At 73.0% G+C, this 13,830-nt stretch carries 13 protein-coding genes; 6 read left to right on the top strand and 7 right to left on the bottom strand.

Features of this window, described 5'->3' with window-relative positions:
• Positions 1 to 117: 117 nt before the first annotated feature.
• The gene (locus A5643_RS08325) at positions 118 to 807 is read right to left on the bottom strand and encodes a type 1 glutamine amidotransferase domain-containing protein (RefSeq protein ID WP_231995495.1); all 690 of its coding nucleotides are present in this window, start codon (positions 805 to 807) and stop codon (positions 118 to 120) included.
• Between the two features lie 338 nt (positions 808 to 1,145).
• On the opposite strand from A5643_RS08325, the gene A5643_RS08320 reads away from it, so the two are divergent.
• Entirely contained in the window at positions 1,146 to 1,895 is a 750-nt protein-coding gene (locus A5643_RS08320; RefSeq protein WP_066853805.1) for a hypothetical protein, read from the top strand.
• A gap of 6 nt (positions 1,896 to 1,901) precedes the next feature.
• Here the strand turns inward: A5643_RS08320 and A5643_RS08315 are convergent, their stop codons facing one another.
• Both A5643_RS08315 and A5643_RS08310 read right to left on the bottom strand, forming a co-directional pair.
• A complete protein-coding gene (locus A5643_RS08315; RefSeq protein WP_066853803.1) occupies positions 1,902 to 3,524 on the bottom strand; it encodes a long-chain fatty acid--CoA ligase in 1,623 nt (540 codons plus the stop codon).
• Positions 3,525 to 3,581: 57 nt separating this feature from the next.
• On the bottom strand, positions 3,582 to 4,568 hold the full coding sequence (locus tag A5643_RS08310; RefSeq protein WP_066853798.1) for a hypothetical protein: 987 nt from the start codon (positions 4,566 to 4,568) through the stop codon (positions 3,582 to 3,584).
• A 93-nt stretch (positions 4,569 to 4,661) separates the two neighbouring features.
• Here A5643_RS08310 and A5643_RS08305 point away from each other — a divergent pair, with 93 nt between their 5' ends.
• From A5643_RS08305 to A5643_RS08295, 3 genes are all read left to right on the top strand, one after another.
• On the top strand, positions 4,662 to 5,513 hold the full coding sequence (locus A5643_RS08305) for a lytic transglycosylase domain-containing protein (RefSeq protein ID WP_066853796.1): 852 nt from the start codon (positions 4,662 to 4,664) through the stop codon (positions 5,511 to 5,513).
• Between the two features lie 61 nt (positions 5,514 to 5,574).
• A complete protein-coding gene (locus tag A5643_RS08300) occupies positions 5,575 to 6,696 on the top strand; it encodes a DUF7159 family protein (protein WP_066853794.1) in 1,122 nt (373 codons plus the stop codon).
• A gap of 8 nt (positions 6,697 to 6,704) precedes the next feature.
• The gene (locus A5643_RS08295) at positions 6,705 to 8,156 is read left to right on the top strand and encodes a peptide MFS transporter (RefSeq protein ID WP_066853792.1); all 1,452 of its coding nucleotides are present in this window, start codon (positions 6,705 to 6,707) and stop codon (positions 8,154 to 8,156) included.
• Positions 8,157 to 8,170: 14 nt separating this feature from the next.
• On the opposite strand, the gene A5643_RS08290 is transcribed toward A5643_RS08295, so the two are convergent.
• Positions 8,171 to 9,340, bottom strand: a complete 1,170-nt coding sequence (locus A5643_RS08290) for an adenylate/guanylate cyclase domain-containing protein (RefSeq protein ID WP_197497682.1) — start codon at positions 9,338 to 9,340, stop codon at positions 8,171 to 8,173.
• Positions 9,341 to 9,416: 76 nt separating this feature from the next.
• Here A5643_RS08290 and A5643_RS08285 point away from each other — a divergent pair, with 76 nt between their 5' ends.
• Both A5643_RS08285 and A5643_RS08280 read left to right on the top strand, forming a co-directional pair.
• Positions 9,417 to 10,262, top strand: a complete 846-nt coding sequence (locus tag A5643_RS08285) for an SDR family NAD(P)-dependent oxidoreductase (RefSeq protein WP_066853790.1) — start codon at positions 9,417 to 9,419, stop codon at positions 10,260 to 10,262.
• The gene (locus tag A5643_RS08280) at positions 10,259 to 10,945 is read left to right on the top strand and encodes an acetoacetate decarboxylase family protein (protein ID WP_066853788.1); all 687 of its coding nucleotides are present in this window, start codon (positions 10,259 to 10,261) and stop codon (positions 10,943 to 10,945) included. Before A5643_RS08285 ends, A5643_RS08280 begins: the two co-directional genes overlap by 4 nt.
• Here A5643_RS08280 and A5643_RS08275 read toward each other — a convergent pair.
• The 3 genes from A5643_RS08275 to A5643_RS08265 form a co-directional block, all read right to left on the bottom strand.
• On the bottom strand, positions 10,942 to 12,321 hold the full coding sequence (locus A5643_RS08275; protein WP_231995494.1) for a threonine/serine exporter family protein: 1,380 nt from the start codon (positions 12,319 to 12,321) through the stop codon (positions 10,942 to 10,944). The genes A5643_RS08280 and A5643_RS08275 overlap by 4 nt on opposite strands.
• A 157-nt stretch (positions 12,322 to 12,478) precedes the next feature.
• On the bottom strand, positions 12,479 to 13,084 hold the full coding sequence (locus A5643_RS08270; RefSeq protein WP_066853786.1) for a TetR/AcrR family transcriptional regulator: 606 nt from the start codon (positions 13,082 to 13,084) through the stop codon (positions 12,479 to 12,481).
• The gene (locus A5643_RS08265; protein ID WP_066853783.1) at positions 13,084 to 13,752 is read right to left on the bottom strand and encodes an enoyl-CoA hydratase/isomerase family protein; all 669 of its coding nucleotides are present in this window, start codon (positions 13,750 to 13,752) and stop codon (positions 13,084 to 13,086) included. Before A5643_RS08265 ends, A5643_RS08270 begins: the two co-directional genes overlap by 1 nt.
• Between the last annotated feature and the right edge of the window lie 78 nt (positions 13,753 to 13,830).

Below are 13,830 nucleotides of genomic sequence, written 5' to 3'. Positions count from 1 at the left end.
GCCATGGTAGCCACGACCGGTGGGGACCGGGAGACCGGTTGAAGACGTGGTGGAACGGCGCTGCTGTCGCTGGGCAGCCGCGACGTCAGCGGCGGCAATGGTCGCTTGACCCGTCCCCTACGGCAGGGCCCGCCGACGCGACAATCCTTGATACAGGCGGGCACCCACGGCCAATCCCACGATCGCCGCGGGGAGCGATGGCTTCGGCGCCCAGCGCAGCATGGCCACCGCCCAGCCGATGGGTTCGCTGAGCTGCGGATCGGACACCTGAGGCGGGCCCGCCCCGTGGGTCTGCGACGGGGGCCGCTCGAAGGCATCGAGCATCGCGGGCACGAAGGCGGCCATATCTTGGGGACCTCTGCTCGTGACGAGGTTCCCGTCCCGGACGACTTCCCGGTCGAGCCAGACCGCACCGGCGTTGACCACGTCGTCTCGGATGCCGGGCCAGCAGGTGAGAGTTCGTCCCCCCAGCAGTCCCGCGGAGGCGAGCACCCACGGTCCATGGCACAGCGTGACGATCGGCTTGTCGCTGTCGGCGAAGGCCGCGACGAACCGCCTCGCCTGGCCGGACTGGCGAAGGAGGTCGGGGTTGATGAATCCACCCGGTAGCAACAGGCCGTCGTAGCGGTCCGGGTCGGCAGCGCTGATCGTCTTGTCGACGCCGATTCGGGCGGCGGGCATGTGCAGGTTCACACCGCGGATGCGGCCGCGCCGAAACGAGACGACGTCGACATCGGCGCCGGCCAGCTGCAATGCCCGCAGCGGTACGACCAACTCAACCCGCTCGAAACCGTCAGCCGCGAGCACGGCGATCTTGCGGCCGCTCAGCCGTCTTCTGTTGGGCATGGTCTACCTCCTGTGACTCGAGAGCGCGGCCGACGCTCGTCGGGAAACGCGCGACCGGGGCGCCGGTCTCCCGGTGGCGATGGCTGCCGGCTCGGCGTGGTGAACGCATACCCGGCTGCGCATCGCCGCACACTCGGCTTCAGGTGCCGGTGGTTCGGCGGCTTCCTCGGATGCTCCAGGACTGCCGACGTGGCCCGCATCCTCAGCACCACAAGGCGTTCGCGAGCCGGAAAACATGTCAGACCGAGCCGATATCGTCTGGTCAGAGCGGTATTCGGCAGCGGGAGGAACGCGACGTTATGACATCCCTGGTGGGCAGGACTCGGCTGATTTTGCTCGGTGACCGTGACGTGCACGCGCGGCGCGACGAACTGGCTCAGCTCGCCTGGGATCGCGGCTGTCAGGTCGTCGAGGCCTACGGGTTCGAGCCGTACGTCCCGTTCCGCCACGAGGACTTGACCCACATCGATGAGGTGGTGGTGGCGTTGGCGCACGCTGTCGAAGACCGCGCCGACGTCTGGGTGCCGTGGTTGATGGCCGACTTCGGCCGCGACCAGCACCTCCGGCGGATGATCCTGGTGTTGGAGCGCCATGGGCGGCAGTTGCGCGCCGGCCGGGACCTGTCGGTGTGTGAGGCGGACGGCTCGCTGAACGAGATCGACTGCGCGCTGCGCGCCGAGGTACGCGCGGTGGAGAACCTGGCCAACGCCGTGCTGGCGGCCGCCGGGATGGAGAAGCTGAGCGCGGAGATCGAGGAGGCGCTGGTCGGCGCCGGTGCCCGGGTGCCGGAGCGGATCCGCACCGTCGAGGCCGAGACCGGCCGGCTGCTCGAGGTGCCCAGCCCGCCGCTGCCGCCCTCGCCGTACGGGCGGTGGTGTGATCGCGAACCGATGCTGGCCGGTTATGCGCGGTGGCTGGTGCACGACTGCGGGGTCACCCGCGCGGCCACCGCCCGGGTGCTCAACGCCTGCGGTCAGCGCACCGAGAGCGGCAAGCGTTGGCAGGCCGCGGCGGTGCGCCGCCTGATCGACGGCGAGACCCGGCCCTGAGCCGGATCAAAGGCGCTCGACGTCGAGGTCGCCGGCGCCGTACGCGGCCCGCAGCCGCTTCTTGTCGAACTTGCCGACGCTGGTCTTGGGGATCTCGGTGACCCACGCCCAGTTTTCCGGCAGCTGCCATTTGGCGAGCTTGCCGTCCAGGTGCTCGCGCAGCTGCGCGAACGTGGTGTCGGCGCCCTCGCGGCGCACGACCGCCACCAGCGGGCGTTCGTCCCACCTGTCGTCGGGGATGCCGATCACGGCGGCTTCGAGCACGTCGGGGTGGCCCATCACCAGGTTCTCCAGCTCGACCGAGGAGATCCATTCCCCGCCGGATTTGATGATGTCCTTGGTGCGGTCGGTCAGCGTCAGGAAGCCGTCGGGGGTGATGGAGCCGACGTCGCCGGTGCGCAGCCACCCGTCGTCGAACTTGTCCGGGGCGTCGACCCGGTAGTAGCTGCCGGCGATCCACGGCCCGCGCACCTGCACCTCGCCGACCGCCGAACCGTCGTGCGGCATCACCGTGCCGTCGTCGTCGACCAGCCGGGCGCGCACCGCGGCGGAGAAGCGGCCCTGGGTCTGGCGGTAGCGCCACAGGTCCTCGCCGGTGGCCTCGGCCGGCGGGTTGGCCACCGAGCCCAGCGGCGAGGTCTCGGTCATCCCCCAGGCGTGGATGACCGTGATGCCGTAGCGGTCCTGGAAGTCGCGCAGCAGCGACGGCGGTGCCGCCGACCCGCCGACCACCGCCTTTTTCATCGAGGAGATGTCGACGTCGTGGTCGGCCAGGTAGGTCAGCAGGCCCTGCCAGATCGTCGGCACCGCGGCGGCGAAGTCGGGCCGCACCGCGGCGATCATCTCCGCCAGCGGCGCCGGCTGCAGGAACGGACCGGGCATCAGCAGTGACGCTCCGATCATGAACGCCGCGTAGGGCATTCCCCACGACATGGCATGGAACTGCGGGACGATGTTGAGCGCGATGTTGCCCTGGCGCAGCCCCATCCCGTCGGTCATGCACACCTGCATCGAGTGCAGCCAGATCGACCGGTGGGAGTAGGCGACGCCCTTGGGGTCGCCGGTGGTGCCGGAGGTGTAACACAGTGCGGCGGCGCTGCGTTCGTCGAGCTCCGGCCAGTCGAACTCGTCGCTCTCCCCGGCGATGAGGTCTTCCCAGGCGTGGACGGTGATCGACTCGGGCAGCTCGGCGTCGGGCACCGTCGACCCGGTCACCACCAGATGCTCGACGGTGGTGCACTGCGGCAGCTGCGGGGCCAGCAGCGGCAGCAGTGACGCGTCGACGAGGATCACCCGGTCCTCGGCGTGGTTGACGATGTGGATCAGCTGCTCGGGGAAGAGCCGGATGTTGAGGGTGTGCAACACCGCGCCCATGGCCGGGATCGCCAGGTAGGCCTCGAAGTGCTCGGAGTTGTTCCACATGAAGGTGCCGACGCGTTGGTCACCGGTGATGCCGAGCTTGGTCAGGGCGTGCGCGAGGCGGGCGCAGCGCCGCCCGGTCTCGGTGTAGGTCTGGCGCCGCGGCCCGGTCTCGGTCCAGGTGATGACCTCGGCGTCGCCGTGCACGGTGATGCCGTAGCGCAACAGCTGCGCCAGTGACAGCGGGGCGTCCTGCATGGTGCTGAGCATGTGGTGTCCTTCAGGGAGGGCCGGCCGGAAAGCGCTGGCCCTCAACCTAGTGCACCGCTACCGGGGTTGGGTCGACGGTGTGGACCGCAGTTGGGTGAACATCTCCGGCAGCATCAGGTAGCTGCCCACCAGGTAGGCGATTCCGCCGAACAGGAAACTGATCTTGACGATCAACGCGCCGGCGTGGGCGTGCGCGTCGGGCAGCCCCGGGGTGCCCAGGCCGGGCAGCGACCCGACGACGAAGCCGACCGAACCCAGGATGAACAGCACCCCGATCCACCAGGAGATGTCGCCGGGCTCGAGGCTCAGGTAGCGGTTGCCGGCCTCGATGAAATGCAGCACCGAGCCGAGCAGGAACAGCACCGACCCGAGCATGGTGGTCTGCCACAGCGCGATCCGCGGCAGCAGGTCGAAGAGGCTGGCCAACGAGTCGGTGGTCTCGTAGTTGAAGATCAGCGAGCCGGCCAGGAACACCACCGGGATCAGCACCTCCAGGCGGGTGAGGTCGCCGGGGGTGATCCACCAGCGGAACCGCCGCGGCGCCGGGTTGGCGCGCTCGGGGCCGATCCGCTCGTCGGTGTTGAGCGCCTCGAGCAGCAGCCCGTAGAGCGCCACGGTGAACAGCACCGCCCCGGCGAAGTAGCAGGCCTCGGCGAAGATCGACATGCGGTGCTGCCCGCCGAAGAGCCCCGGGGCCAGGGAGCCGGCCGCCCCGGCGACGAACAGCGCCGAGCCGACCGTGAACACGATCGCCAGCCACCAGGCCAGCCGGTGCGGGGCCCAGAACCGCCGCCAGGGGTTGGTGGTGGTGGGGGTGCGGCCGGCCGCGGTGCGCAGCCCGGCGCGGTCGGCGGAGAGCAGCAGCGGGCCGGCGCCTTTGCGGTGCGGGCGGGCCCGCCAGGTGTATTCCGAGCCGTCCGGGCGCCGGTAGGTGACCCAGGAGATGAACGGCGCCGGCCCGCCCCAGCGCAGCGGGGTCCAGTCCGGCGGGACGCGCGGCGCGCCGCGCGCGGGGCGCGGTGTCGGTTGCGCGGTTGTGCTCACCGTCCCTCACGATATCGGTCCGGCGCGGTAGCCTCGGCTTCTTCGATCGGTCGCCGCGGCGGAGGTCGACGAGCACACCGGCGGAGGAGAGCCATGCGCGCCAAGTGGGTCCGGACGACGGTGTGGGCCGCGGTCGCCCTGCTGGCGTGGTGCTCTCCGGTGCCGGCCGGCGCGGACCCGCCGGCGGCCGACGCGGTCGCGGTGATCGACAGCCTGCTGGCCGCCGACCAACTGTTGCGCAACCCGGCGACGCCGCCCGCCCAGTTGCAGGACGCGGCCCGCCGCCAGCAGCTGGCCTACCGCACCCTGGGTCGGCACCCGGAGTGGGACGGCGTTGCCCAACAACGGGTTCCGGCCCAGCTGCGCGGCGTCTACGACCGCAACATCGACGCCCGCCGCAACCTGGTGGCGCTGGCCGCCACCGAACCGAAGGCCACCCTGCCGCCATGGCGCATCGTCGCGCCCGCCCCGGCCGGCGAACTGCTGAACTACTACCGGCAGGCCCAGGCGGCGACCGGCGTCGGCTGGAACTACCTGGCCGCGATCAACCTGGTCGAAACCGGCTTCGGTCGCATCGTCGGGCCCAGCAGCGCCAACGCGCACGGGCCGATGCAGTTCCTGCCGTCGACGTTCGCCCAGTACGGCAACGGCGGCGACATCTACTCGCCGCGCGACGCGATCATGGCGGCCGGCCGCTACCTGGCCGCCAGCGGCTTCGCCCAGGATCCCGGCCGCGCCGTCTTCGCCTACAACCACTCCGACCACTACGTGCGGGCGGTCACCGACTACGCCACCGTGCTCGCCGCCGACCCGGCCGCGTTCCCCGCCTACTACCGCTGGGACGTCTACTACCACACCACGGCGGGGGATGTGCTGCTGCCGATCGGCTACACCGCGAACGCCCCGATTCCGGTCGAGCAGTACCTGGCCGGTGCTCCGCGGTGACGACGGTGCCCGCCGCGGCCGGTAGCCTCGGACGGGTTCGAAGATGGATCGGAGGTCACACATGGACCTCGTGCTCGGGGTGGCGCTCACCGGCGGTCAGGCGCGGTGGGTGGCGGTCGACGGGACCGGGGCGGGCGCGACGCTCGACCACGGCGTCGTCGACGTCGACGGAACCGATGCCCCGGACGCGCTGGCCGCGCTGGACGCGCTGGCCGAGCGCGCGCAGTGGCGCGCCATCGGCCTGACCTGGTCCGAGGACGCGGCCGGTCTAGCCGGCGAGGCACAGCAGGTGCTGGCCCGGCGGGCGGCGGTGACCGCGCTGTCGCACAGCGAGGCGATCGGGCTGCTGGCCGCGGCGATCGCCGACGTCGCGGGCTACGACTTCCTCGCCGTGTGCAATGTGGAGGCCGACGCCGCCGCGGTCGCGAGCATCAACGCGCAGCGGATCACGATCGAACCCGTCGACGGCCCCGACCCCGAAACGCGGGCCGAGCAGGTCGCCGAGGAGGTGCGCCGGATCCGGCCCCGCCCGGACGTGGTGTTCGTGCTGGGCGCCGACGACGCGGAGGCCCTGGCCGCCCGGCTGCGTCAGGTGACCACGCAGCCGGTGCTCAGCGCCGCCGAAGGCGAGTTCGCCCTGCCCCGCGGCGCGGCACTGGCCGCCGCCCGCGCAGCCACCGAGCCGACGGTGGCGCCCGACCCGGCGCGCCGGTCCCGGCGCGTCCCGGCCCTGGCGGGCGCCGCGGCCGTGCTGCTGGTCGTCGCGGTCGCGGTGGGCGCGGTGGGCCGGTCATCGTCGCGCACCGAGGAGCCGCCGCCCAGCCAGGCCGGGCAGCAGACCGTGCGCCCGCCCGCGCCGCCCCCGGCCCCGAGTCCCACCGCGGAGCCGGCGCCGCTGGCCGCGCCGGGCAACGGCGCGCCCGAAGCGCCCCTGGTCGTCCCCGAGTCACCGCTGGCGCCACCCGAGCAGGCCTCCGTGCCCGAGGCGCCGCCGGTCGAGGCACCCCCGGTCGAAGCGCCGGTCGAAGCGCCCCCGGCCGCACCGCCGCCGGCCGAGCCGCCACCGGCCGCCGAGCCGGTCCCCGAGCCGGTCTTCGTGCCCCCGCCGCCGCCGCCGCCACCGCCGCCGCGGCTGCGCGACCGCATCCTGGACAAGATCCCGGGCATCGACCGGTTCCGCTAGACCTGCCGATGCACGACACCGGCCGGGGCCAGCGCACCTTCTTCGGCCACCCCCGGGTGCTGGCCGACCTGTTCGGACTCGAACTGTGGGAACGGTTCTCGTTCTACGGGATGCAGGGCATCGTCCTGTACTACATGTACTACGCCGCCGACCACGGCGGGCTGGGCATCGACCGGACCGTGGCCACCGGAATCGTCGGCGCCTACGGCGGCGGGGTCTACCTGGCGACCATCCTCGGCGCCTGGCTCGCCGACCGGGTGGCCGGCAGCGAGCGGGTGCTGTTCCTCAGCGCCGCCCTGGTCGCCGCCGGCCACCTCGGCCTGGCCGTGCTCCCGGGCGCGGCCGGGCTGACCGTCGGTCTGGTCGCGATCGCGGTCGGCAGCGGCGGGGTCAAGGCCACCGCCACCGCCATCGTCGGCGCCCTCTACGACGCCGACGACCCACGTCGCGACGCCGGGTTCCTGCTGTTCTACCTCGGCGTCAACATCGGCGCGCTGCTCGGCCCGCTGCTGACCGGGCTGCTGCAGAGCACGCTGGGCTTCCACTACGGCTTCGGTGCGGCCGCGGCCGCGATGGCGGCCGGGCTGATCCAGTACGCCCGCGCCCGCGGCAACCTGCCCGACACGGCCCGCGAGGTGCCCCGCCCGCTCGGCCCGGCCCAGCGGCGCCGGGTGCTGGCCGCCGCGTCGGTGGCGACGGCGCTCGTCCTGGCCGCCGCCGGCACCGGCGTGTTGACCGCGGCCAACCTCGCCGCGGTGATGGCCGCGGCGGCCGGGCTGGCCGCGGTCGGCTATTTCGCGGTGATCCTGTCCAGCCGGCAGGTCAGTGCGCTCGAACGGCGCCGGGTGCTGGGCTTCATCCCGCTGTTCCTGGCCAGCATGGCGTTCTGGTCGCTGTTTCAGCAGCAGTTCACCGTGCTGGCCATCTACTCCGACCAGCGGCTGAACCGGATGCTGTTCGGCTGGCAGCTGCCGCCGAGCTGGGTGCAGGCGATCAACCCGGTGTTCATCGTGGTGTTCTCCGGCGTGTTCGCGGCGCTGTGGACCAAGCTCGGTGACCGCCAGCCCGGCTCGCCGGTGAAGTTCGCGATCGGGCTGACGACCATGGGCGTGGCGTTCCTGGCGTTTTTGCCGCTGACCGGCGGCGGGCCGGGCGGCACCCCGCTGGCCGCCATCGTCGGGATCCTGCTGCTGTTCACGGTGGCCGAGCTGTTCCTGTCCCCGATCGGGCTGTCGGTGACGACCAAGCTGGCGCCCAAGGCGTTCCACACCCAGCTGATCGCGCTGTTCTTCCTGTCGGTGTCGCTGGGCACCACCGCCGCCGGCATCCTGGCCGGCCACTACGACCCGGGCAACGAGGCGCCCTACTTCGGTGTGATCGGCGGGACCGCTGTCGTGCTGGGTATGGCGCTGGCGGTGGCGGCGCCGGGGATCCGGCGGTTGATTGCCGGGGTGCGCTGAGTGCGCGCCTGCGGCTAGTCCGCGGCGCGGCGCAGCCGGTAAGTGTGCAGCTGCAGGTAGCCGCGGACCCGCCGCGGCGGGCGCCGCGACACCCGGAACCGCGGGTCGGACTCCAACTGCTCGGCCATCGCCTCGTCGATGCGGATGGTGCCGCGGCGGGCCAGCCCGGTGATCCGGGAGGCCAGGTTGACCACCTCGCCGTAGACGTCGCCGCCGCGGCGCAGCACCGGCCCCCACGCCAGCCCGGCGTGCACCGGCGGTAACCGGTCGTCGGCGCCGATCCGCTCCAGCGCGCCCAACGCGATCTCGGCGGCGGCCGCGGCCTCCCCGGCGACAAACATCACCTCGTCGCCGAGGTTCTTGATCACCTTGCCGCCGTGGGCCAGCGCGCACTCCAACACGATCGCCTCGAACGGTTCGAGCAGCGCCGCCAGCTCCGCGCTGCTCAGCCCGCGGGTCAGCCGGGTGAAGCCGGTGATGTCGATGAACCCGATCGCCGCGGTCCGGTCGTCGTGCAGATCGGAGACGTCGGCGGGCAGCAGCGCGCGGCCGGCCTCCACCGCCAGATGCCGGCGCCACACGTACACCGTGGTCCGCTCCAGGGCCGGCAGCAGGTCGGCGGAGACCGCCATCGCCTGCCGCGCGACGTGCTCGGCCAGCAGCGGGTCGTCCGCGGTCTGGTCGTCGGTGATGCGGGCGCCCAGCACGTCGGCGAGCAGCCCGGTCTGCACCACCGCCAGCCGGGAGAACAGGTGACCGAACGGGCGGGCCAGGGCGAGGGCACCGGCCATGTCCAGCACGCCGCCGTCGATCAGCGCGACGACGTCACTCAGCGCGTCGATGTCGGCGCTGGTGAAGACGCGTTCGTCGGCACCGACTTCGGCGAACCCCAACGCCCGCCACAACCGCTGGGCGTCGGCGAGTGAGATTCCGGCGCGCTCGGCGACCTCGGTACGGGTGTAGCGCCCGGCGCCGGCGAGGATGCCGCCGGTGACCCGGTCGGTGGGGGAGAGATCGGTGTCGTCGGTGGCGGGCTCGCCGTCGCGGTGGGCGCCGCCGAGCACGGCGAGTACGGCCGCCAGCACGTTGTCCCCGCCGTACCGGGCCAGATCACGCACCGGGGTGGGGACCAGTTGCGCGACCCAGTTGAGGGTGTCGCGCACCGCATCGCCGCGCTCGTTCACCGGCCCCAGTATTACCGCTTTCGCCGGGTCCGACACCACGGGTTCGCGGGCCGGTCATGTGACATGGTTAACCACCATGTCGACCATCTCCGGACTCCGGGTCGCCATCACCGGCGGCGCCCAGGGCATCGGCCGCGCGATCGCCGAGGCCCTGATCGGGGCGGGCGCGCGCGTGGCGCTCGGCGACGTGCAGGAGGAGGCGGTCCGCCAGACCGCCACTGAGCTCGGGGACGGGCGGGCGAGCGCCCACCGGCTCGACGTGGCCGACCCGGCCAGCATCGCGGGGTTCCTCGACGCGGCCACCACCGCCCTGGGCGGGCTGGACGTGCTGGTCAACAACGCCGGGATCATGCCGATCGGGCCGTTCCTGGCCGAGGAGCCGACGCTGACCGCCCGCACCATCGAGATCGACCTGATGGGGGTGCTCACCGCCACCCGGCTGGCCGGGGCGCGGTTCGCCGAACGCGGCCGCGGGCACGTCGTCAACATCGCCTCGGTGATGGGCACGCTGGCCTCCCCGAACGCCGCCACCTACTGCGCCGCCAAGCACGCCGTGGTCGGGTTCAGCGCCGCGCTGCGCCAGGAGTGGCGCGGCAGCGGGGTGGCGATCTCGGCGATCTGCCCCGGCTTCGTGCGCACCGAGCTGATCGCCGGGATGACCGCCCCGCCGCTGCTGGACCGGTTTTTGGTGTGCGACCCCGAGGACGTGGCCGCCGCGGTGGCCACCGAGCTGCGCCGCGGCAGATCACGCACCGTGTTCGTGCCCAAACCGGTCGGCTGGGTGTCGCGCGGCTCGGCGCCGCTGCCGACCCCGCTGGTCGACGCGGTGTTCCGGCTCTCCGGCGGCAACAAGGTCACCACCGAGCTGGACCGCACCGCCCGGGCCGCCTACCGGGCCCGCGCCGAAGGAGGGCAGCCATGAGCCGCACCGAGCTGACCGGGCTGCCGGCCATCCCCGAAACCCTGCTCAGCGACGCGCTGGTCGCCACCCTGCCGGCGAACGACGCCCCGGCACCCTGGGAGTGTCACTGCTCGGGGCTGGTGTGGCTGGGCCGCGGCGGGCGGGCCGCGGCCGCGGCGCTGCCCCCGGCACTGGGTGGCAGCACCGGGCTGCTCACCGTCGGCGGGTTCGTGCGCTACACCGACACCCCGGTCGGCCCGTACGACGAGGTGCTGGGCATCGTCGGCTCGCGCAGCGGGCTGCGGCCGTGGGGGCATGTGGCGTTCATGGCGGTGGACTCCCCGGCCAGCCTGGTGGGGGGTCGTACCAACTGGGCGATGCCCAAGACCCTGGCCCGCTTCGACGGGGATCCGGGCGCCGTGATGACCGGCACCGGCGCCGACGGGGTCTGGCGGGTGCGGGCCAGTGCCCGCCCGCTGGGCCCGGCGGTGCCGCTGCGGCTGACGGGCACCGCCCGCCAGCAGTTCGCCGACGGCCGGGTCGGCGACAGCGTGCTGGTCTGTTCCGCGCGGGCGCGGCCCGCCCTGGTGAGCGTCGAGGTGACCTCGACGGGCAGCCTGCCGCGCTGGCTGCGGCCGGGCCGGCGGGTCGGGGCGGTCATCGAGTCGGCGCGGTTCACCCTCGCCGAGCCGCGCTTCGGCTAGTCGTGCCGGTGGTTTTTCCCGCCGCGACGGACCCGGGGCAGCCGGATCCCGGCGAGCTGCGGGAACCAGCGGCCGTTGTCGCCCTGATGCAGGTGTAGGTCCTCGGGCAGGTGCCGGGCGCGGCTGAGCTCGCGGCGCACCGAGGGCGCCAGCAGCGGACCCAGGACCGCCCCGGCGCCCAGCGCCAGCGCCAGGCCGGCCGCCATGCCCAGGCTGCCCGACGCCGCGGACTGCCCGTTGACCAGCTGGACGAACCCGCGGAACAGGGTCAGCCCCGGCACCAGCGGGACGACACCGGAGACGATGATCACCAGTGGGGTGACCCGCAGCCGCGGCGCCAGGATGCTGCCGACCAGACCGGTCGCCAACGCGGCGACGAACGAGCTCACGATGATCCCGGCGTCGATGAGCTGCAGGCCGAAGAAGATCAGCGACGCGATGGCGCCGGCCGCCCCGGCGGCCACCGCCGCCCGCGGATGCGCGTAGCCGGCCAGCGCCGCCGCCCCCGCGCCCACCGCCCCGGCCAGGGCGTACAGCGGCACCGGCAGCGCGGCCAGCGGCATCGCCGGGCTGACGTAGACGTGCACGCCCAGCGCCGAGCCGATCCGCACCGCCACGGTGACCCCGACCAGGATGCCCGCCGACGACAGCAGGATGTCCATCATGCGGGAGGCGGCGGTGAGCTGGTAGCCGGTGATGGCGTCCTGGAAGGAACCCACGGTCGCGAGCCCGGACAGCAACACCACGATGTTGGCGGCGACCACCGGGGAGACCGGGGTGTGTTCGGGCAGCCAGCCGACCGCGTGCAACCCGATCGCCACGCTGGTGGCGATCAACGCGGCGGTGACCTGCTGAAACAACAGTGGCACGTGGTGGCGGTTGAGGACGCGGCCCACCCGGTCGATGAGCGCGGTGGTGATCCCGGAGATCAGCGCCACCAGCGGCACCGCACCGATGAGCACGGAGAAGGCGCTGGCCATGCACGCCCAGCTGACCGTGGCCACCCACCGCGGGTAGGGGTGCCCGGCGTTCTCCAGGGCGTCGAGCTGGCCCTGCACCCACTCCGGCTCGGGAGTGGTGTCCACGACCTGCTGGGCGAGGTTGGTGGCCGCCTGCAGGCGGCTGTAGTCCAGCGAGCGGGTCTGCACCAGATACATCGCGGTCACCGGCGCGCCGGGCACCTTGCGCGGCACCGACACGGTGATCGAGTTCGCGGTGATGTCGACCTGGGTGTTGGACAGGCCGTAGGCCGAGGCCACCCCGATGACGGTGGCGGCCACATCGGCGGTACCGGCCTGCGAGCCCAGCATCAGCTGACCGAACCGCAGTGCGATGTCCAGGATCCGGCGGACCCGGGCTTCGTCCATGCGCGACATCAGCGGCGCACCTGGGGCGGGCTGCCGGGCCGGCGGGGCGGTCGTCGTTGCACTGGCCAAACCTTAGATCAACACCGGGCCGGCCAGCATCCTGCGTGGGCTGCGGCCGGTCGCACCCGCTGGCCGGCGTGCGCGGCGTCGCGGCGCGGGGGCGGGCTCAGACCGACGGGGGCGGTTCGGCGGCGATGCCCCGCACCGCGCGTTCGAGGGCGTGTCGGGCGAGCGGGTCGGTGAGTTGCTGCGATCGCAGCAGCAGGGTGCCCGGGAGGTCCACGACGCAGTAGCGCACGGTCGTGACGGCCGCGGCGTCGCGGCGCTGCCACAACGCGGCGGCCAGTTCCACGAGCAGTTGCCCGAGTTCCTTCTGCCGCTGGCGCAGTTGGGCGTGCCCGTCGTCGGTGAGTTCGGCGGTCATCAGGTCGTCGGCGGTGACCGAGAGCAACAGTCGCGCGCCGTCGGCGTTCGTTTCGGCGTAGCCGGCCGGCGCGAGCGCCGCGGCGACCAGGCCGTCGACGGCGGTGCCGTCGGCCATGGCGTCGGTGACGGCGTGCCGCTGGAAGGACAGGAACCCGTCGGCCTCGCGGGCCCACACCCGCGCGAGCAGGCCGTCACGGGACCCGAAGGCGTGGTAGACCGCGCCGTTGGAGGCGCCGGACGCGGCGCTCAACGCGCGGATGGTCACTCCGGTGATGCCGTGCTCGACCCAGAGCGCGCGGGCGTGGCCGACGAGGGTCTCGCGGTCGTAGCGGCGGGGGCGCCCCATCAGCTTCCGGTGCCCGAGCGGCGCAGGGCGGTGACCGTGTCGGCGAAGAGTCGGGCCTTGATGGTGCCGAGGGTGTTGCGGTCCTTGCCGGCCAGCTGCCGGACCATGCTTGCGGCGCGGTCGGCGAGTTCGTCCAGCGGGGCGACGTCGTCGACCAGCCCGGTGGCGGCGGCGTCGACGCCCGGGTAGCGCCGCCCGGTCGTCATCGCGTCGACCGCCGCGCGCGGCGTCAGCTTGCCGGCGATCAGCGCGGTCATGCCGGGGGTGAACGGGATGGGGATGTCGACCTCGGGGAGACAGAAGTAGCCGCGATCCTCGCGCATCACCCGCCAGTCGTGGGCCAGGGCGAGCATCGCACCGGCGCCGAAGGCGTGGCCGTTGACCGCGGCGACGGTCGGCACCGGCAGCGTCAGCACCCGCGCGAACAGCGCATGGACGCGGTCGACGTAGGCGTCGAGCTGATCGAAGTGCTGCCCGACCCAGTCCAGATCCAGACCGAACGAGTAGTACTTGCCGACGCCGGTGGTGACGAGGACCGCCGGCTCGGTCGTCGCCTCGAGGTCATCGAGGGCGGTCTCGACAGCGGTGAGCCAGTCGAGCGAGAAGCGGTTCTCGTCGGCGCCGAGGTCGAGGGTCCAGACGGGGCCGTCGCTGGCGAGGGTGACCATGGTGTGCTCCTTCGGTCGAGTGGTTACCGAAGAGTAACAGAGCAATGCTCTAAAAGTCGCGTTGAGGCCGCCTGGGTA

Origin of the sequence: Mycobacterium sp. 1274756.6, assembly GCF_001668625.1 — a bacterium.
Lineage (GTDB): Bacteria > Actinomycetota > Actinomycetes > Mycobacteriales > Mycobacteriaceae > Mycobacterium.
This window is presented reverse-complemented; position numbering and strand designations above follow the sequence as displayed.